Below are 17,719 nucleotides of genomic sequence, written 5' to 3' on the forward strand. Positions count from 1 at the left end.
GAGCTTGTGCAGCTTGTTGCGGGTCTGCCGCCTGGGGTCGGGCAACTCGGCGAAGTAGGTCTGGGGATTGGCAAGCATGCCTTCAGTATCCACCCGGCCAGCTCAATAGCCCAGTCTCAGATCATTCCCGGGCTACATAGCGCAATCGCCCTGCTGTTACAGCCCAGGATTCCGCGCGGCGCATGGCTCGGCGCACAATAAGACACCAATATTCAAGTGCATTCGATGAACTTCAAACGCAAGGTTCTCGTGGCGGTGCTGCTCGTCGCGGCGGTCTCCGGTCAGGCGCAGGCTGACGGCTGGCGCGGCCAATCCCGCCACGGATTCACTCACCACAGGCCGGTGCGCGTGCAGGGTGGGGGCTGGATCGCGCCACTGATCGTGCTGGGCATCGCTGGCGCCGCCATCAGCGCTGCGGCTCGCGGGCCTGCCCCCGTCTTCGTTCAGGCGCCGCCGCCTCCGGTCGAGCCGGTCGTGGTCTATGCGCAGCCCCAGTGGCAAGCCGCGCAGCCGATGCATGTCGCGCCGGCTGGCCTGACCTACGCCGCATCGCCCCAGATGCTGGAGTCGGCCCCGGGGGGGATCGCCTATTACTGCCCCGCCCTTGGCCAGTACCACCCGCAAGTCCAGTCCTGTCCCTCCGGGTGGCAGCTGGTGGACGTGACTCGTTGAGCGCAGGATTCCTGGTCCGGTTCAGCGGCCATAAAGACCCATGCGGTGCGCCAGCTCGACTGCCGACTGGACTCGCAGCTTGTCAAAGATGTTGGCGCGGTGGAATTCGACCGTGCGCGGGGTGATGCCGAGGTGGTCGGCGATGTTCTTGTTGTAGTGCCCCGCGAGCAGCTCGTCGAGCACCTCGCGCTCGCGCACGCTCAGTCCCGCGAGCGCCTTGCGGAACTCGAGCCGTTCGCGCGAGCCAGCCTGCAGATCCAGCGCGGCGCGGCGTGCCTCCTCGACCCGATCCACCAGCAGGTTGTTCTGGAACGGCTTTTCGAGGAAGTCCCAGGCGCCCTGCTTGACCGCTGCCACCGCCATGCCGACGTCGCCATGCCCGGTCAGGAACAGCACCGGCCAGGGCCAGCCCATGGTCTTGAGCTGTGCGAAGGTCGCCAGGCCCGACAGCGGCTCCATCCGGATGTCGAGCAGCAAGACGCAGCAGGTCCAGGGCTCGCTGGCCGCGCGCAGTGCCTGCAGGAAGGCGTCACCGCCGCTCCAGCAGCGCGTGGGCAGGCCGCGCGAGTCCAGCAGCCAGGCCAGGCCGTCGCGGAAATCCTCGTCGTCGTCGACGATATGTACAGTCGGGTTCAGGTTTTGACATCCTCCCCGCCCTAAAGGACGGGGATTCCTCCTGCGAGACGGCCATGCCCGGCCGCGAGAATGTTCCTGGCCGCGTTCACGTCCCGGTCGTGGACCGTGGCGCAGGCACTGCAAGCCCATTCCCTTATTCCAAGACCGGCTCTACCTTTCGGACTGCTGGCGGGAATGGCCCCGCAGCACGAGCAAGTCTGGGTGGAATATGCTTCGTTCACTACCTCGAAGACGACACCGGCCTGACGGCTCTTGTACTCCAACATCGTCTTGAACATGGCCCAGCCCGCATCCAGCGTGGACTTGGCCATCTGGGTCTTGACCAGCTTGGCGCTGGCCACGTCGCCCACGAAGATGGCGGCGTGCTCTTTCACCAGGGCGGTGCTGAACTGGTGCAGCGCGTCCTGGCGCTGGTTTCTGATCTGGGCGTGGAGGGCCTTGCGCCGTTTCTTGCGTGCACGCTGGGCGGTCGCCAGCTTTTGCTCATGCGCCCGGTACCAGCGGCCTTCGAGCTTTTGTCCGGCCGACGTGGTGGCGCAGTCCTTGAGCCCCAGGTCGATGTCGATGCCGATGACGGAGGTCGGGGTGGGGAGCCGGGGGCCGACGAGTTCCGGGATCTCGACGGCGACGTTCAAGTACCAGCGGCCCCGACTGTCCTCGCTGAACGAACCGCTGCGGAGTTCGTGGTCCGCCAGGCCGTGGCTGTCCCAGAGGCTGAAATGCTGGCCGGCGAACTGGATCTGGCCGGCCTTGTAGCGGGCGTGACCGATCTTGAACGGAATCCAGCCCAGCGAATACTTGGATGATTTCGGATTCGAGACGCGCCAGTTCAGGCGTGAGCGTTTGAACGGCCTGCGCCGGGTGGCGTATTCCGCGCAGACCACCTGCACGGTGCCACTGCCGATGGCGATGCCGTCGCACTGGCTGAAGCCGGCCGTGAGCTTTTGCAGGTCGTAGCCCGAGAGGTAGCGCGGCTGGCCCGAGAAAGGGCGAGCGGCCCGGGCGGAGACTTCGTTGATGTGGTTCCAGACCTGATTGACCTCGCGCGCCATCTGACGCAGCACGCAGGCGTGCTTGTCCTTCAGGCGCAACTGAATACGAAGGGTCTTGGTCATGTTCACGGCGAATATCATAGAGCATGTGACCGCGCGGCGAACTACAGGCCGTGCCGGCCTGATCGCTCGAACCTCGGACTGAGCCCCGAGGTTTGCCGTTCAGATTTGGTCAGGGGCAGCCACAGGGTGAATTGTGCCCCGTGCAGCGCCTGGCTGTCGCCGACCTCGATGCGGCCGTGATGCGCCTCGACGATGGAGCGGCAGATCGACAGGCCCATGCCCATGCCGCCGGGCTTGCCACTGCGGAAGGCGTCGAAGATGCCGGTGCGCTGCGTCTCGGGGATGCCGGGCCCGTTGTCCTCGACCCGGATGCCGGCCATCCCTGTTTGCTGCGCCAGGCTGATGCGCACCGTGGCCGGGCTGCCGGACCCCGGTTCGGCCCATTCGCTCGCGTTCAGGACCAGGTTGCGCAGCGCATGCTCCAGCAGCAGCGCATCGGCCCAGACCACGGGATCGGTTTCGGGCAGTTGCAGCTGCAACGCCAGGCCGTCGGGCAGGGGCAGGTGCTGCGTGACGCGGCGCACGAAGGGGGCGAGCGCCAGCGGCTGGCGGCTCATTTCCTGGCGGCGCGCGAAGGCATTGACGCGCTGGATCACGCGGCCGGCCTTCTCGGCCATGCGTTCGATGCGCTCGAGCACCGTGATGATTTCGGGCAGCTCGATGCTGCCTTGGCGCACTCGGTTGAGCAAGCCGCTGGTGAAGCTGCTCAGCGCGCCCAGCGGCTGGTTGAGTTCGTGAGCCAGCGTGGATGCGACTTCGCCGACCGCGACCAGCCGGCCCGAGGCTTCGAGCTGTTGTTGCTGGCGTGTCGCCAGCCGCTCGAGGCGCTGCCGGCGCAGCCAGCCACGCCAGAGAAAATAGAGTGCCACCAGCATCGCGGACAGGCTGACCAACGCGATGCCGAAGAAGGCGCGCGGCGCCGTCGCGGGCTGCGCCTGTAGCAGTTCGACCGCCAGTTTCCACTGGGTGCCAGGCAGTTGCACGGCGACCGGGTAGCCCGATGCGCTCGCCGCAGCGGGTGCCAGTCCTTCGTCGTCGAGGGTCAGCAGCGCGTGTTCCGCCAGGAACCAGGCCGGCACGATTTGTTCCAGCGCGCGGTCGAGCCGGATCGCCGCGACCTGGCTGCCGACGAAGCGGTCCCGCTCGAAGCGGGGTACGGCCAGCCAGAGCAGGAGTCCGTGTGCCGGGTCGCTGGCGGGCAGGGGCCCGGCGTAGGCCGCGCGCCGCAGGCCACGACCGGTGTCGAGCATCACCGCCAGCATGCCGCCGGCCTCGGCTTGCCGCTCGGTTGCCATCATGGCGTCCGGCCAGTGTCCGGGGCTGGCGATCTGCTCCGGCGTCAGCCAGCCTTGCCAGACGATCACGCCCTCGCCGCGCGACAGCAGTCCGGCGCGCCGGGGTGTTTCGCGGCGAGTGCCGCCTGGCGGCGCAGCGCGGTCCAGCTGCGCCAGATCGCGCTCGAGCTGGGTGAAGTGAAAGCGCAGGGTCTGCTCCAGCCATTGCGCATCGGTGGCGCGGCGGCGCTCCTGTTCCTGCGCCTCGACATCGCGCAGGAACAGCGCCAGCAGCAGGATCGATGCGGTCACCAGCGCGATGAACAGACCCGCCAGCCAGAACAAGGCGCGTCGGCTCGATGCCCAAGCCTGGCGGACGTCCAGGTCGAGTAGGTCTAGGTCAGGTTTGGGCTTCATGGTCGGTGGATGCGCTTAGCATAGCGGACATGCCCAACCGCGTCCGCCCCAATCATGCCCGACCGCTGCGCCGGCGCCCGCTGCTGCACGGCCTGCTCGTGACGTTCGCGGGTCTGTCCGGGTTGGCGCCCGCGCGGCCGGTGCGTTCCGCCAGGCCCGAGCTGCTGGTGCGCTTCTCGCACGTGGTGACACCCGACACGCCCAAGGGCCGGATGGCGCTGCATTTCCGGCAACTCGTGGCGCAGCGCAGCGCGGGCCGGATCCGGGTCGAGGTCTACCCCGACTCGGAACTCTACGGCGACGAGGACGAGTTCGAGGCGCTCAAGCTCGGTGCGGTCGAGCTGCTGGCGCCTTCGCTGTCCAAGTTCGGCCAGGCCGGCCTGCCCGAGTTCGAGGTCTTCGACCTGCCTTTCCTGTTCGACGACCTGGCCCAGGTCCGGCGCGTGACGCAGGGGCCTGTCGGACGCCGCCTGCTCGATCGGCTGGCACGCCAGCAGATGGTCGGCCTGGGCTTCATGGACAGCGGCTTCAAGCAGATGAGCGCGAACCGGCCGCTGCGCGCACTGGCTGACTTCAAGGGCTTGCGGCTGCGCGTCCAGGCTTCGCGCGTGCTGGTCGCCCAGATGCGAGCGCTCGGTGCCGAGCCGGTGGTGCTGCCCTTTGGCGAGACGCGCAGCGCGCTGGCCAGCGGCGTGGTTGACGGTGCCGAGAACCCGCTCTCCAACTTTCTGACCCAGGGCCTGGACGGCGCGCAGACCGACCTGACGCTGACCCGGCACGGCTACCTCGGCTATGCCGTGGTCAGTCATCCGCGTTTCTGGGACAGCCTGAGTGCTGCCGACCAGGCGCTGCTGCGTCAGGCGCTGACCGAGGCGATCGAGTTCGGCAACCGGCTCTCGGCCGAGCTCGACCGCCAGGCACTGGAGCAGGTGCGTCGCCTGCCGCGCCTGCGCGTCCATGAATTGAGCCCGGCCCAGCGCGCCGAACTGCAGCGCACGGCACAGGCGGTCCAGCTCGGATTCGAGCGCCGGGTCGGCGCCGGGCTGCTGGCCGAAGTGCGCGGCGCGATCGCGCCGACGACTGCCGCCGGGGACTAGGGTAAACCCGACTGTTGAATGCCACAGTTGGCGTCCGCGGGCGGGCTGCGTATCGTTGCGCCTTTCCCCAACCCTTAACCGAGGCCGTTGCCATGTCATCGACCACCGGGCGCAAGCCCCTTTACAAGTCCCTCTACATCCAGGTCCTGTTCGCCGTGACCGTCGGCGTGCTGCTGGGCCATTTCCAGCCGGAACTCGGCGCCCAGATGAAGCCGCTCGGTGATGGCTTCATCAAGCTCATCAAGATGATCATCGCTCCGATCATCTTCTGTACCGTCGTGGTCGGCATCGCCGGCATGGAGGACATGAAGAAGGTCGGCAAGACCGGCGGCCTGGCGCTGCTGTACTTCGAGATCATGTCCACCCTGGCGCTGGTCATCGGCCTGGTCGTGGTCAATCTGCTGCAGCCTGGCTCGGGCATGCATGTCGACCCGTCCACGCTCGACACCAAGGGCATCGCGGCCTATACCGCGCCCGGCAAGATGCAGGGCACGGTCGATTTCCTGCTCAACGTGATCCCGAGCTCGGTGGTCGACGCCTTCGCCAAGGGCGAGATCCTGCAGGTGCTGCTGTTCTCGGTGCTGTTCGGCTTTGCGCTGCACAAGTTCGGCGGTCGCGGCACCATGGTGTTCGACTTCATCGAGAAGTTCTCGCATGTGCTGTTCGACATCGTCGGCATCATCATGAAGGTGGCTCCGATCGGTGCTTTCGGCGCCATGGCGTTCACGATCGGCAAGTACGGCGTGGGTTCGCTGTTCTCGCTCGGTAAGCTGATGGGCGCCTTCTACCTGACCTGCCTGGTGTTCGTCTTTGTCGTGCTCGGCATCGTCAGCCGCCTGCATGGCTTCAGCATGTTCAAGTTCGTGCGCTACATCAAGGAAGAGCTGCTGATCGTGCTGGGCACCTCGTCGTCCGAGTCGGTGCTGCCGCGCATGATGGAAAAGCTCGAGAACCTGGGCGCGCGCAAGTCGGTGGTCGGCCTCGTGATCCCGACCGGCTACTCGTTCAACCTCGACGGTACCTCGATCTACCTGACCATGGCGGCCGTGTTCATCGCCCAGGCCACCGACACCCCGATGGACCTGACGCAGCAGCTGACCCTGCTGGCCGTGCTGCTGCTGACCTCCAAGGGCGCAGCCGGCATCACCGGCAGCGGCTTCATCGTGCTGGCGGCCACGCTGTCGGCGGTTGGCGGCGTGCCGGTTGCCGGCCTGGCGCTGATCCTGGGCATCGACCGCTTCATGTCCGAGGCCCGCGCCCTGACCAACCTGGTCGGCAACGGCGTCGCGACCCTGGTGGTGGCCAAGTGGACCGGCGACCTCGACATGCAGCGCCTGCATCAGGGTCTGGACCATCCGTCCCTGGCCGAGGCGCAGGAGCCCGAGCTCATCCTCGACCAGCAGGTCGCGCACATGGCCGTGACCCGCAAGGCCTGATTCCGGCCTGACCGGACTTGAACGGGGCGTACCTTGGCGGTACGCCCTTTTTCTTTTCATGGCCCCGGTGTCGCTGCAGGGTTCAGGCCAGCATGCCGCGCACGATCAGGTCGACCGCCTCGTCGGGCGTGAGCCCGCGCGCCATCAGCGTTTCGAGCTGACGGGCGTCCACGCTGCCAATCGCGGCCTCGTGCGTGACCTTGGCCTGCGGATGCGTGACCCTGACCTCGGGCACCGCGTCGGCGACGGCGCGGTCGCGCACCACCTCCATGCAGTCGACATGACCGCGCGCCCCCGCCGCGAGCCCCTCCATCGCACCGAGCACGCTCGCGCTGGCGTCGTCGCGCACGGCGACCCGGGTCTTGAGCAGTCCGCGCGCGCCCGCGCCCGACAGCAGCAGTCGCTCGCGCAGCACGATCGCGTCCTTGCCGTAGCCGTAGACCCGGCTGAGCAGTTCGGCCACTGCCGCCTCACCGACATCGACCAGGTAGTTGACCTCGAGCCGGCCGACCCGGCCCTGCAGCAGGCTGAAGTCGGAGTGCAGCCGCGCTCCGGCTTCGAGTTTGATGCGCGCGCGTGGCGCGACCAGGATGTCGCCCGAGCTGCCGTGGAAATGCGCCTCCTGATAGCGCAGCGTCGCGCTCTCCATGATTCGGATCTCGCCGTCCATCTCGTGCCGTGCCGACAGCGGTGTGTCGAACAGGCAATGCGACCAGAGCGTGGCTTGCGCGCCCGGCTCCAGCGTCAGGCTCAGCCTGACGCGCTGGATGCCGTGGCGCTCGAACAGCCCCATGCACAGATGCACCGGCCGCTCCAGCTGTACCCCGCGCTCGACCACGATCTCGACGCTCAGATGGTCGCTGTCGCCACCAGCCTCAAGGCGCAGCCCGGGCTGCGACTTGAGGCTTGCGATCTCGTGGCCGTAGGCGACCAGGTGCGCCTCGTCGGGAATCGCGGGTGGCTTGCGGCCGGCGCGCTCGAACAGCCGGATGATGGGACGCAGTTCAGCCATGGCAGATCTCCCCGTCGCAGCGGCGGCAGGCGCGGCCGCGGTAGTTGCGCAGGCAGCTGGCGATGTCGGCTAATGCGCTACCTTGGGCATGGCGCCGGCCCAGCTCCAGGTAGTCCGCCACCTTCAGGCCCTCGAAGCGCGCCGGCTCCTGCCAGGCCAGCGTCAGGCCCAGCCTGGCACGCTCGTGCAGGGGCAGGCTTTGACATCCTCGCCGCCATCAATGGCGGTGATTCCTCCCGCGAGACGGCCATGTCCAGCCGCATCGGCTTGAGCCGACTCATTCAGCAAAGCGCCTACCTTTTGGACTCCCATGCGGGATGGCGAATTACCGGAAATTCATGTGCTGGGCTCCGGCTGCCTGATGGCAAAAGAAGAATTCGGAACCGTCGTGGCAACGGCAGAAATTCTAGCAGAGGGAGTCTCGCTAGACCCCGCCGTGAACGACGGGGCTTGCGCTCGTGAACTGGTCACTTGTGTCTCCCTCGCGTCGATGTCGGTGCCAGGAAGTGCCGCAGTGTCGCCGGCCTGAGCTGTCTGTTCCATAAATCCTCCCTCAGTCACAGACCCGCTCTCAAGCGGGACATCGCCGCATTTTGAGTGCTGACGGACCTTCGCGCCACTACAATCCGGCCCCTCTCATCGCAAACGGACCCGCAGCATGGACATCGTCGTCAACGAGGAACTCAAGGCCTATATCGACCCCCTCACGCCCGAGGAGTACCAGGCGCTCGAGCGCAGCCTGCTGGCCGAGGGCTGTCGCGATGCGCTGGTCCTGTGGGGCGAGCTGCTGATCGACGGCCACAACCGCTACCAGATCTGCCGCCAGCATGGCCTGCCGTTCCAGACCGTGCAGAGCAAGCTGTTCAAGGACATCGAGGATGTGCACCTCTGGATGATCGACCAGCACCTGGGCCGGCGCAGCGTGTCGGACTTCCAGCGCGGGGTGCTCGCGCTGCGCCAGCGCGAGATCGTCGCCGCGCGCCGGGCCCGCTTCCTCGAGGCCTCGGCGCAGGATGGCGCGGCCGAAGCAGTGGCATCCGAGCAGCAGGCCGGAGCGGCCGACGACCTGCCCTGGGAGGGCGAATCCAGTTATCCCACGCCCCAGCCGCTCAAGAGCCGCGAGGACCTCGCGCGCGCCGCCCGCCTCAGCAGCAGCCAGATCGCGATGATCGAAAAGATCCACCAGCAGGCCGAGCCCGAGCTGGTGGCCGCGCTCAAGTCGGGCTCGATCTCGATCAATGCCGCCGCCGCCGTCGCCACCCTGCCGCCCGAGGAGCAGAAAGCCGCGGCCGTCGCCGGCAAGGAGGAACTCAAGCAGGCCGCCAAGCGCGTGCGCGAGGCCAAGCGCAAGCCGCGCGCGGCGGCGGTCCGGGATGGCGAAGCAGGCGAGGGCGCTGCTTCGGCAGAGGTTGCCGCATCGGCCGACCTGGCTGGCGAACTGCAGGCGTTAAACAAGCGCGTGGCCGAGCTCACCGCCGAGAACGAGGCACTGCGCAAGCAGGTCGCCAACCTCTTGTCGCAACTGGTCGGCTGAGACCCCCATTCGATCCGCCCGCGACCTTGCCAGCCCGCCAAGCCATGGACCCACTGGACCCGACCCAGCTCGAACGCCTGCTGACGGTCGAGATGCCCTACGGCAAGTACCAGGGCCGCCTGATTGCCGACCTGCCGGGCCCCTACCTGAACTGGTTCGCGCGCGAGGGCTTTCCGTCCGGCGATCTGGGTCGCCTGCTCGCGCTGATGCAGACCATCGACCACAACGGCCTGCGCGAGCTGCTGCGGCCCCTGCGCGCTCGCGTGCGCCGGACCTGATCCCGGCGTATTTTCGGATAGTCTGTCATCTTTCAGGAAAATACTGATGGTGGATCAGTAGCTATCTTCTTTTTCTTGAGGATAAAACCGCTATCCTGTCTGTTGTGAACAACCTTTCTCAAAGGAGAAAACCATGAAAACGATGTCCCTGCTCGCGGCCGTGCTGGCCCTGGGCCTGACCTTGGGTGTCGGTGATGCCGATGCCGCCAGACGCCTGGGCGGCGGCAAGTCCGCCGGCATGCAGCGCGAGATGACGGTCGGCAAGACGCCGGGCGCTACTCCGGCGCAGGCGCCAACCGCGCCGATGGCCGCCACCGCAGCGGCGCCCGGCGCCATGGCGGCAGCCCCCGCCGCGGCTGCCGCCCAGTCCAAGCGCTCCTGGATGGGCCCGCTGGCGGGCATCGCCGCGGGCATCGGCCTGGCCGCGCTGGCCTCGCATTTCGGCTTCGGCGATGAGCTGGCCTCGATGATGATGATCGGCCTGCTGGTCATGCTCGCGGTCGCGGTGATCGGCTTCATCATGCGTCGCCGTGTCGCGGCGCGCAATCCCGCCATGGCGGCTGCTGGCGCCGGCGCCGGTGCAGGCGGCATGTTCCGCAGCGCCCAGACCGATGCGCAAGCGCCGCGTGGTTTCGATGTCTCGCTGCCGCCGGTCAGTTCGCCGGCTGGCGCTTCGACCGGCTCCTCGCTGTTCGGCTCGACCCTCGGTGCCAGCCCGGCGCCGACTTCCGCCATTGGCTCCGGCCTGGCTGCTGCTCCGGTGGCCGCTCCGGTCATCCCGGCCGGCTTCGACGTCGACGCTTTCGTGCGCAACGCCAAGGTCAACTTCATCCGCCTGCAGGCCGCCAACGACGCCGGCAACCTCGACGAACTGCGCGAGGTCACCACGTCCGAGATGTTCGCCGAGCTCAAGATGGACGTCCTGGAGCGCGGCAATGCCCAGCAGCATACCGAGGTGGTCACCATCGCCGCCGAGGTGCTTGAGGTGGTCGAGGAAGCCACGCGCTACGTCGTCAGCGTGCGCTTCACTGGCCAGATCCGCGAGGACAAGTTCGCCGCACCCGAAGCCTTCGACGAAGTCTGGCACCTGACCAAGGCGCGCACCGACTCGGGCGGCTGGCTGCTGTCCGGCATCCAGCAGGCGCAGTAAGCCCAGTGCCGGTAGGTGGCGGGGGCATGGGTCAAAATACACCCATGTCCGCCACCTACCTCAACGTACCGTTTCGCGACAAGGACAGCGCCAAGGCGCTGGGCGCGCGCTGGGACCCGGCCCAGCGCCAGTGGTATGTGCCCCCAGGCCGCGAGCTGGCTCCCTTTGCCGCCTGGTTGCCGGCTGATCTTGCCGGCACGGCTGGTTCCGAGCTGCCGCCTGCTCCTCTGGCGCCAGCATCTGCCCTTGTTCCAGACCATCACCTCACTTCGCTTGGCCGCTCGCTGTCAGCGTCCGAGCCCGCACCAGCCTACGCGAGTCCGGCGAGTCAGCCCGCCCTCAGTCTGTCGCAACTCCTCGCGGGCGTTGCCCAGGTGGTGACCCAGGCCTTTCCCGCCGGGGTCTGGACCCTGGTCGAGGTGGTCGACGCGCGGCTGCGCAACGGCCATGTCTATCTCGAACTGTCCGAGCGCGACGCCTCGGGCCAGCCGCTGGCCAAGGCCAATGCCATGGTCTGGGCCTCCACCGCAAGCCGCATCCTGCCCGAATTCGAGCGCGCGACTGGCGCCACCCTCGGTCCGGGCATCAAGCTGCTGGTACGCGCGCGACCGAACTTCAAGCCACAGTACGGCTTCAGCCTTGAAATTGACGCGATCGACTCCGGTTACACCCTGGGCGACCTGGAGGCGCGCCAGCGCGAGATCCGCGAGCGGCTGCAGCGCGAGGGCCTCTACACGCGGCAACAGCGGCTCGATCCACCCTGGGACTATCAGCGCGTGCTCGTGATCGCGCCCGAAGGCGGCGCAGGCCTGGGCGACTTCCAGGCCGAAGCCAGCCGCTTGCAGCAGCACGGCGTCTGCCGCTTCGACTACGCCTACAGTCGCTTCCAGGGCGAGGGCGCCGCTGCCGAGATCCGCTCGATCCTGCTGCTCGCCTTGCAAGGTCTTGTTGCCGCCAAGCGGCCCGATGCGGTGGTGATCATCCGCGGCGGCGGCGCGGTCAACGACCTGGCCTGGCTCAACGACTACGAGCTCGCGCGCACCATCTGCGAGCTTGAGCGGCCAGTGCTGACCGGCATTGGCCACGAGCGCGACAACACCCTGCTCGACGAAGTCGCGCAGCAGCGCTTCGATACCCCGTCCAAGGTCGTGGCCGGGATCGAGCAGCAGATCGTGCGCCGCGCCGCCGAGGCGCGCGCCCATTTCGAGACCATTGCCCGGCTCTGCCAGCGCTGCATCGCCCAGGCCCGCATCGAGGCGCAGCAGGCCGAGTCCCTGGTCCGCGCGCTGGCCTGGCGCCAGCTCGACGCGGCGCGTCACCGCGTGCCGGCCGCCTGGTCCGAGGTCCAGGCCCAGGCCCGGCGGCTGCTGCGTGCGGCCCGCGAGCAGTCGCAATTGCGCCTGCACCAGATCGGCGAGCGCGCCGACGTCGCCGTGCGGCTGGCCGGCGAGTCCGCCGCGCGGTCGCTGCAGGAGGTGGCAGGCGGCAGCCGCCAGGCGCTGCGTCAGGCGCGCCAGGACTCGCGCGCGCTGATGCGCGAGATCGCCGGCCAGGGCCCGGAAAAGACGCTCGCGCGTGGCTTCGCCATCGTGCGCGACGCCGCCGGCCATACCCTGCAGCGCGCCGCCGAGCTCAAGCCAGGCCAGGCGCTGCAGATCCAGTTCCACGACGGCCGGGTGGACGCGCAGCTCGCGCGGCCTGCCGCCACCCCTGCCGATTGACTATTCGATAGAGAACCCCGCCATGAAAGCCAAGACCTTTCGGGATGCCTATGGCGTGCTGCAACGCCACGCCCAGACCCTGCGCGAGCAGGATGAGCCCAATATCGATGACCTGCTCGCCATCGTGACCGAGTCGGTCGGCGCCTACAAGGTCTGCCAAGAGCGCATCGACGCGGTCGAGCAGGCGCTCGAAAAGGCCTTGGGCGGCGGAGCCGAGATTTCCCTCAACCCCGCAACAGAAAGTTGACATTCCCATGAAACTGTTCCTCAAGCCCGGCGCCTGCTCGCTGTCTCCGCATATCGTGCTCGAAGAGCTGGGCCTGCCCTACGAGACCGAAGTGGTCGACCTGGCGCGCAAGACCACCGCTTCCGGCCAGGATTTCCTGGCCATCAACCCCAAGGGCTATGTGCCGGCGCTGCAGCTCGACGGCGGTGAACTGCTGACCGAAGGCCCGGCGATCGTGCAGTACCTGGCCGACCTCGTGCCCGAGAAGCGGCTCGCACCGGCCAATGGCAGCGTCGCGCGCTACCAGCTGCAGTCCTGGCTGACCTTCATCGGCACCGAACTGCACAAGTCCTTCAGCCCCTTCTTCAACCCGAAGGCGCCGCAGGAGTGGAAGGACATCGCGCGCGCCAACCTGGAGCGCCGCCTGGCCTACACCGCGCGACAGCTCGAAGGCCAGGACTACCTGCTCGGCAGCGACTTCTCGGTCGCCGATGCCTACCTGTTCACCGTGCTGGGCTGGGCCAAGTTCATCCAACTCGACCTCGGTGCCTGGCCCGTGCTGGTGGCCTACCAGGCGCGCGTGGCCGCCCGTCCCGCCGTGCAAGCCGCCCTCAAGGCCGAAGGCCTGGCCTGACGGGGATTTCGCGACTGCTTAAAAAACAGACAATCCGGCCAGGGAGGAAGATGGCCGGATTTTGTGACATCGACCGGGATAAATTCCCTCTTCACATCCTGTTCATATCTGATAACCTGAACGCATTCGGGTTAGACATTAATTTCTGATTCGACTGCTGGTTTTGCCTTGAAAAACAGCTTTAGGTGAGGGGGGAAAGGCAGAGCCTTTTGACCCGGCCATGTGCCGGGTTTCTTTTTTTCCGCCGAACGGATTTTTCATCCCGTTGGGCAAACGCTAGAATCACGAACTCGCCCTTGAGGAAAGGGCATCAATCTGGGAGTGGCACCGGATGGACAAGCAATCGGGATCGCGTAACCGCTTCGAGCGTCTCAGCAGCAAGCTGGCCCAGCTCGAATCCGTGCTGACCATGGTCGGCGGCGAGGGCGTCGGACATTTCCGCCAGCAGGAGGCCGAGTTGCAGGCCTATTTCCTCGAACTGTGCTCGCGCATGGCCGGCGAGTGCCGCGACCTGTGCGAGTCGCTGCACCTGGCCGAGATCGAGAGCGAGGGCGAGTCGGAACAAGAGCCATCCCGCTCCCGGATGCTGCTCAACTAGCGCCCAGCGCCGCCCTGAGCGCCGCGTCGTCCAGACCGTCCACCTCGACCCGCTTGGTCCGGCCGCTGGTCCCCATCTCGATGTGGATAGCCGACTTCGGCACACCGCAGAGTTTTGACAGGAAGGCGATCAGCGCCTTGTTGGCCTCGCCGTCGACCGGCGGCGCCTTGAGCTGGATCTTGGGCTTGCCGTCGAACAGGCCGGCCAGCTGGGTCTGCTTGGCGCCGGGCTGGCAATAGAGGACGATGCGGGCCATGCGCTTCAGGCGTCCGGTGCGGTGGCGGCGATATGGGTCAGCGCCTGTTCGAGCTGCTCGACCGGCCGGCTGCCCGTGATCACGTAGCGGTCGTTGACCACCATGGTGGGCACTGAATTCACGCCCGCTTGACGGTAGAAGGTTTCAAGCTTGCGCACTTCCTGGGTGAACTCGTCGCCCGCCAGGATCTCCATCGCGCGCTCGCGGTCCAGTCCGGCGGCTTCGGTGGCGTTGAGCAGCACATCGTCGGCGTCCATCGGCAGGCAGTCGCGGTGGCAGGCCAGCAGCAGGGCCTGCTTGAGCGCGAGCTGGCGCTCGGGGTGCTCGGTGCCGGCCCAGTGCAGCAGCCGGTGTGCGTTCAGGGTCAGGTAGATGCGGTCGCGCCCCTCGGGCGCGAACTCGAAGCCGACCTCGGCGCCGCGCTGGCGGATCGTCGCTTGCATGGCGGCCTGCTGCTCGGGCGTCGAGCCGTATTTCCGCGTCAGCATCTCGCCCAGGTCCTGACCGCCGGGCGGCAGTTCGGGCGCGAGCTCGAAGGGCTGCAGGCGCAGGCTGACCGGCACTGCCGCCGGCAGGCGCTCAAGAGCCTGCTGCAAGGCGGCCAGCCCGATGGCGCACCAGGGACAGGAGATGTCGGAGATGAAATCGATTTTCAGGAGTTGGCTCATTCCTGGATTTTCACCCGATTTCAGTCCCGGCTGCCCCGCCCGGGTCTGGCCGGACTTCAGCCTTGCTCGACCGGATTGGCCGTCAGCCAGTTGGCCGGGTAGGCGCGCATGAACTCCATCGCCTTGCCCTGCGGGGCGTTGAGCCAGGCGTCGTAGGCGCCTTCGTTGAGGATGGCCGGCATGCGCTTCTCGGCGCCAGGCGGCTGGTAGCGGTGCATCAAGCCGTGGCCGTAGGCGCTGACCGTGAGCAGGGTGAAGCTGAGGATGGATTCGCCCATGTCGCCCGCATCGCCCTCGGCCTTGCCCCAGCGCTCCCACAGACCCGCCACGCCCATGGGTCTGCCATCGACGCGCGCGATGCGGGTCGGCACCGCCTTGCCAGTGCGCCAGTTGTCCACGAAGAAGGCCATCATCGGCACGATGCAGCGGCGCGACTCCGACCAGGCCGCGCCGAAGTTCTTGGAGCCCGGGACCGCATCCGGCTTGGCATTGACCAGCTTGGACGAGCGCAGCTTGGCGTCGGAGGCGGACTTGGCCCAGGCCGGTGCCAGGCCAAACTGGCCGACCGCCAGTTCGCGCGCGGCTGATGCCTCGGCGGTGGCGGCATCGACGGGCGCCGGCTGGTTGCGGATGAATACGCCCGGTCGGCGTGGCCAGATGTCGCGCCCCGGGAGGACGTCGGGGGCCGACAGGTTGAAGGCTTCGGTGTAGAGCGTCGCGAGCCGGACGCTTTCGTAGTGGGTGATCATGCGGCGATGCTAGCGCATCGGCTCGCTGGCCGAACATCGAATGCTCGCTTCAGGTGCCATTCAGGTCGGCTGGCTGCCTGATTTATGGGCAGATCATCGAAGCCCAGCAGCGACAAGGGGTTAGCGAGCCACTTGGTGGGTTGTCCACAGCTTTGACCACGCAGATTGGGGATTACCGCGCCACCATCCAGCCCTCGCTGCCCTTGACGAAGCGGTAGCTCGCCGGCTCCCTGGCCAGGGTGCCCAGGTGCTCGATTTCGAGTTCGACGTCGCAGCGGTAAGCCTGCTCGCCGTCGGGCTGGCAGCCGATCTTGCGCACGCCCTTGATCTCGCCGGTGAACTGGCGCGCCGCTTGCGTCAGTCCCTTGCCCAGCAGCTGTTCCATCGAGGCATTCTGGGCGCCGACCTGGCGCTCGACGGCCTGCCGCAGGTCGGCCTCCGTCGGCTCATTGGTACAAGCCGCCAGACCGAGCGCGCAAGCCAGTGGCAGCATCAAGCGGGATAGGTGTGTCGTGATGTCCATGCGGTCAGTGTGCCGTGCTTGCGCTTCGGCGCCAAGGCCTGGACTAGAATGAATTTGCCGGGCAAGGGCGAGGTCTGTTGGCCGGAAATCTGCAGCAATTCACGAAAGACTGCCATGAGTGACAATGGATTCAAACTCCGGCCTGCTCTCGTAGCCATCGGCCTGGCGCTCATCATCTGGTTCATCATCCCGGTGCCGGCGGGTGTCAAACCGGCGGCCTGGCATCTGCTCGCACTGTTCGTGGGGACCATCGCGGCCATCATCGGCAAGGTGATGCCGATCGGTGCCCTGGCCATGATCAGCATCGCGCTGGTCGCCCTGCTCGGGGTCACCAGCGACAAGCCGGGCACCGCGATTGCCGATGCCCTGAGCGGCTTCGCCAATCCGCTGATCTGGCTGATCGGCCTCTCGATCATGATCTCGCGCGGGCTGATCAAGACCGGCCTGGGCGCGCGCATCGGCTACTGGTTCATTGCGCTGTTCGGCCGCAGGACGATCGGCATCGGCTACGCGCTGAGCCTGTCGGAACTGGTGCTGGCGCCGGTCACGCCGAGCAACACGGCGCGCGGCGGGGGCATCATGCACCCGATCATGAAGTCGATCGCGCTCAGCTTCGGCTCCTCCCCGGAGCAGAAGACCGAGGGCAGGATGGGCCGTTACCTGGCGCTGGTCAACTACCACGCCAACCCGATCACTTCCGCCATGTTCATCACGGCAACGGCACCCAACCCGCTGGTCGTCAAGCTGGTCGCCGAAGCCACTGGCGCGCAGATCAGCCTGTCTTGGGGCACCTGGGCCATCGCCATGCTGCTGCCCGGACTGGTCGCCATCCTGTTGATGCCGCTGGTGCTGGCCAGGCTCTACCCGCCCGAAATCACCGATACCCATGCCGCGCACGACTTCGCCACCGGCAAGCTGGCCGAGCTGGGGCCGGTCAAGCGGAGCGAAAAAATCCTGCTTGGCGTTTTCGGCTGGCTGCTGTTTCTCTGGGCGGGCGTGCCGGAGTTCGTGTTCGGCAAGGCCTTTGCCGTTGATCCGACGGCGGCTGCCGTGAGCGGCCTGGCGCTGTTGCTGGTGTCCGGCGTGCTGTCCTGGGATGAGGTACTGGCCGAGAAGGGCGCCTGGGACACGATCACCTGGTTCGCCGCCCTGGTCATGATGGCCACCTTCCTGAACAAGCTGGGCATCGTGGCCTGGCTTTCAACCAGCCTGGAAGGCGGCATCCGGCAACTCGGCATCGGCTGGATCTGGTCCAGCCTGTTGCTGCTGCTGGCCTATATGTATGCCCACTATATGTTCGCCAGCACCACGGCGCATATCACCGCCATGTTTGGCGCCTTCTACGCCGCCGGCATCGCCCTGGGCGCGCCGCCGATGGTTTTTGCCCTGATCATGGCGGCGGCATCGAGCATCATGATGACCCTGACGCACTATGCCACCGGCACCTCGCCGATCATCTTCAACTCAGGCTACACGACCCTGGGCCAATGGTGGTGGGCGGGTCTGGTCATGAGCGTGGTCAACCTCGCCGTCTGGGTCGTGGTCGGTGGGCTGTGGTGGTCGTTTCTCGGCTACTGGTAGGGGCTTGTGCCCCGGTCTGTTCCCCCGTGACGGGTTGGCTGCCAGTGCAGCTCCCTGGGCCTTCCTGCAAGGTAAGCGCCTTGATTCACCAATGAAAAAGCCTGTCAGGTGATTATCCTTGACAGGCTTTGTCTGATCGGTT

General features: G+C 67.0%; 19 protein-coding genes. 11 read left to right on the forward strand and 8 right to left on the reverse strand.

Going from position 1 to position 17,719, the window contains the following annotated elements; translation table 11 throughout:
* The first annotated feature begins 225 nt into the window (after positions 1-225).
* A complete protein-coding gene (locus PHR85_RS05720) occupies positions 226-672 on the forward strand; it encodes a hypothetical protein (RefSeq protein ID WP_300051614.1) in 447 nt (148 codons plus the stop codon).
* Between the two features lie 21 nt (positions 673-693).
* Here the strand turns inward: PHR85_RS05720 and PHR85_RS05725 are convergent, their stop codons facing one another.
* The 3 genes from PHR85_RS05725 to PHR85_RS05735 are packed head-to-tail and all read right to left on the reverse strand — an operon-like array spanning position 694 to position 4,114.
* Positions 694-1,437: a response regulator transcription factor gene (locus tag PHR85_RS05725; RefSeq protein ID WP_367278706.1), complete on the reverse strand. Its 744-nt coding sequence runs from the start codon at positions 1,435-1,437 to the stop codon at positions 694-696.
* Positions 1,329-2,423 (reverse strand): transposase, encoded by a 1,095-nt coding sequence (locus tag PHR85_RS05730; protein WP_300051617.1) that lies wholly within the window; start codon positions 2,421-2,423, stop codon positions 1,329-1,331. Before PHR85_RS05730 ends, PHR85_RS05725 begins: the two co-directional genes overlap by 109 nt.
* Before the next feature lie 41 nt (positions 2,424-2,464).
* Positions 2,465-4,114, reverse strand: coding sequence for a sensor histidine kinase (locus PHR85_RS05735; protein ID WP_300051619.1), 1,650 nt, complete (start codon positions 4,112-4,114; stop codon positions 2,465-2,467).
* Positions 4,115-4,143: 29 nt separating this feature from the next.
* Here PHR85_RS05735 and PHR85_RS05740 point away from each other — a divergent pair, with 29 nt between their 5' ends.
* Together PHR85_RS05740 and PHR85_RS05745 are read left to right on the forward strand one after the other, a co-directional pair.
* A complete protein-coding gene (locus PHR85_RS05740; protein WP_300051622.1) occupies positions 4,144-5,211 on the forward strand; it encodes a DctP family TRAP transporter solute-binding subunit in 1,068 nt (355 codons plus the stop codon).
* Positions 5,212-5,303: 92 nt separating this feature from the next.
* Positions 5,304-6,647, forward strand: coding sequence for a dicarboxylate/amino acid:cation symporter (locus tag PHR85_RS05745; RefSeq protein ID WP_300051625.1), 1,344 nt, complete (start codon positions 5,304-5,306; stop codon positions 6,645-6,647).
* A gap of 82 nt (positions 6,648-6,729) precedes the next feature.
* Here PHR85_RS05745 and PHR85_RS05750 read toward each other — a convergent pair whose 3' ends face one another.
* On the reverse strand, positions 6,730-7,659 hold the full coding sequence (locus PHR85_RS05750) for a SufD family Fe-S cluster assembly protein (RefSeq protein WP_300051628.1): 930 nt from the start codon (positions 7,657-7,659) through the stop codon (positions 6,730-6,732).
* Positions 7,660-8,317: 658 nt separating this feature from the next.
* Between PHR85_RS05750 and PHR85_RS05755 the strand changes: the two genes are divergently transcribed.
* The 7 genes from PHR85_RS05755 (at position 8,318) to PHR85_RS05785 (ending at position 13,800) form a co-directional block, all read left to right on the forward strand.
* Complete coding sequence (locus PHR85_RS05755; RefSeq protein ID WP_300051631.1) at positions 8,318-9,193, forward strand: plasmid replication/partition related protein; 876 nt, start codon at positions 8,318-8,320, stop codon at positions 9,191-9,193.
* Positions 9,194-9,246: 53 nt separating this feature from the next.
* The gene (locus tag PHR85_RS05760; protein ID WP_300051983.1) at positions 9,247-9,471 is read left to right on the forward strand and encodes a DUF3820 family protein; all 225 of its coding nucleotides are present in this window, start codon (positions 9,247-9,249) and stop codon (positions 9,469-9,471) included.
* A gap of 133 nt (positions 9,472-9,604) precedes the next feature.
* Entirely contained in the window at positions 9,605-10,621 is a 1,017-nt protein-coding gene (locus PHR85_RS05765) for a TIM44-like domain-containing protein (RefSeq protein WP_300051634.1), read from the forward strand.
* Positions 10,622-10,665: 44 nt separating this feature from the next.
* Positions 10,666-12,342 carry an exodeoxyribonuclease VII large subunit gene (xseA, locus tag PHR85_RS05770; protein ID WP_300051637.1) on the forward strand — a complete coding sequence of 559 codons (1,677 nt, stop codon included), beginning with the start codon at positions 10,666-10,668 and terminating at the stop codon, positions 12,340-12,342.
* 22 nt (positions 12,343-12,364) lie between these two features.
* Positions 12,365-12,589 carry an exodeoxyribonuclease VII small subunit gene (xseB, locus tag PHR85_RS05775; protein WP_300051640.1) on the forward strand — a complete coding sequence of 75 codons (225 nt, stop codon included), beginning with the start codon at positions 12,365-12,367 and terminating at the stop codon, positions 12,587-12,589.
* 7 nt (positions 12,590-12,596) lie between these two features.
* Positions 12,597-13,202 carry a glutathione transferase GstA gene (gstA, locus tag PHR85_RS05780; protein ID WP_300051643.1) on the forward strand — a complete coding sequence of 202 codons (606 nt, stop codon included), beginning with the start codon at positions 12,597-12,599 and terminating at the stop codon, positions 13,200-13,202.
* A gap of 331 nt (positions 13,203-13,533) precedes the next feature.
* Complete coding sequence (locus PHR85_RS05785) at positions 13,534-13,800, forward strand: hypothetical protein (RefSeq protein WP_300051646.1); 267 nt, start codon at positions 13,534-13,536, stop codon at positions 13,798-13,800.
* Here the strand turns inward: PHR85_RS05785 and PHR85_RS05790 are convergent.
* From PHR85_RS05790 to PHR85_RS05805, 4 genes are all read right to left on the reverse strand, one after another.
* Complete coding sequence (locus PHR85_RS05790; protein ID WP_300051649.1) at positions 13,793-14,056, reverse strand: DUF167 domain-containing protein; 264 nt, start codon at positions 14,054-14,056, stop codon at positions 13,793-13,795. The two genes, PHR85_RS05785 and PHR85_RS05790, sit on opposite strands and share 8 nt — an antisense overlap.
* 5 nt (positions 14,057-14,061) lie before the next feature.
* Entirely contained in the window at positions 14,062-14,724 is a 663-nt protein-coding gene (locus PHR85_RS05795) for a DsbA family oxidoreductase (protein ID WP_300051652.1), read from the reverse strand.
* 56 nt (positions 14,725-14,780) lie between these two features.
* Positions 14,781-15,473: an SOS response-associated peptidase gene (locus tag PHR85_RS05800; protein ID WP_300051655.1), complete on the reverse strand. Its 693-nt coding sequence runs from the start codon at positions 15,471-15,473 to the stop codon at positions 14,781-14,783.
* A gap of 172 nt (positions 15,474-15,645) precedes the next feature.
* Positions 15,646-15,996 carry a hypothetical protein gene (locus PHR85_RS05805; protein WP_300051657.1) on the reverse strand — a complete coding sequence of 117 codons (351 nt, stop codon included), beginning with the start codon at positions 15,994-15,996 and terminating at the stop codon, positions 15,646-15,648.
* A 114-nt stretch (positions 15,997-16,110) separates the two neighbouring features.
* Here PHR85_RS05805 and PHR85_RS05810 point away from each other — a divergent pair, with 114 nt between their 5' ends.
* Entirely contained in the window at positions 16,111-17,577 is a 1,467-nt protein-coding gene (locus PHR85_RS05810) for a DASS family sodium-coupled anion symporter (RefSeq protein WP_300051660.1), read from the forward strand.
* Positions 17,578-17,719 lie beyond the last annotated feature (142 nt).

This window comes from Malikia sp., assembly GCF_028687635.1.
Taxonomy (GTDB): Bacteria; Pseudomonadota; Gammaproteobacteria; order Burkholderiales; family Burkholderiaceae_C; genus Malikia.

Excerpts from the sequence above, each read along its gene's own strand:
- PHR85_RS05720 (WP_300051614.1), top strand. The coding sequence starts at position 226 with ATGAACTTCAAACGCAAGGTTCTCGTGGCGGTGCTGCTCGTCGCGGCG.
- PHR85_RS05725 (WP_367278706.1), bottom strand. The coding sequence starts at position 1,437 with ATGGGCTTGCAGTGCCTGCGCCACGGTCCACGACCGGGACGTGAACGC.
- PHR85_RS05730 (WP_300051617.1), bottom strand. The coding sequence starts at position 2,423 with ATGACCAAGACCCTTCGTATTCAGTTGCGCCTGAAGGACAAGCACGCC.
- PHR85_RS05735 (WP_300051619.1), bottom strand. The coding sequence starts at position 4,114 with ATGAAGCCCAAACCTGACCTAGACCTACTCGACCTGGACGTCCGCCAG.
- PHR85_RS05740 (WP_300051622.1), top strand. The coding sequence starts at position 4,144 with ATGCCCAACCGCGTCCGCCCCAATCATGCCCGACCGCTGCGCCGGCGC.
- PHR85_RS05745 (WP_300051625.1), top strand. The coding sequence starts at position 5,304 with ATGTCATCGACCACCGGGCGCAAGCCCCTTTACAAGTCCCTCTACATC.
- PHR85_RS05750 (WP_300051628.1), bottom strand. The coding sequence starts at position 7,659 with ATGGCTGAACTGCGTCCCATCATCCGGCTGTTCGAGCGCGCCGGCCGC.
- PHR85_RS05755 (WP_300051631.1), top strand. The coding sequence starts at position 8,318 with ATGGACATCGTCGTCAACGAGGAACTCAAGGCCTATATCGACCCCCTC.
- PHR85_RS05765 (WP_300051634.1), top strand. The coding sequence starts at position 9,605 with ATGAAAACGATGTCCCTGCTCGCGGCCGTGCTGGCCCTGGGCCTGACC.
- xseA (WP_300051637.1), top strand. The coding sequence starts at position 10,666 with ATGTCCGCCACCTACCTCAACGTACCGTTTCGCGACAAGGACAGCGCC.
- xseB (WP_300051640.1), top strand. The coding sequence starts at position 12,365 with ATGAAAGCCAAGACCTTTCGGGATGCCTATGGCGTGCTGCAACGCCAC.
- gstA (WP_300051643.1), top strand. The coding sequence starts at position 12,597 with ATGAAACTGTTCCTCAAGCCCGGCGCCTGCTCGCTGTCTCCGCATATC.
- PHR85_RS05785 (WP_300051646.1), top strand. The coding sequence starts at position 13,534 with ATGGACAAGCAATCGGGATCGCGTAACCGCTTCGAGCGTCTCAGCAGC.
- PHR85_RS05790 (WP_300051649.1), bottom strand. The coding sequence starts at position 14,056 with ATGGCCCGCATCGTCCTCTATTGCCAGCCCGGCGCCAAGCAGACCCAG.
- PHR85_RS05795 (WP_300051652.1), bottom strand. The coding sequence starts at position 14,724 with ATGAGCCAACTCCTGAAAATCGATTTCATCTCCGACATCTCCTGTCCC.
- PHR85_RS05800 (WP_300051655.1), bottom strand. The coding sequence starts at position 15,473 with ATGATCACCCACTACGAAAGCGTCCGGCTCGCGACGCTCTACACCGAA.
- PHR85_RS05805 (WP_300051657.1), bottom strand. The coding sequence starts at position 15,996 with ATGGACATCACGACACACCTATCCCGCTTGATGCTGCCACTGGCTTGC.
- PHR85_RS05810 (WP_300051660.1), top strand. The coding sequence starts at position 16,111 with ATGAGTGACAATGGATTCAAACTCCGGCCTGCTCTCGTAGCCATCGGC.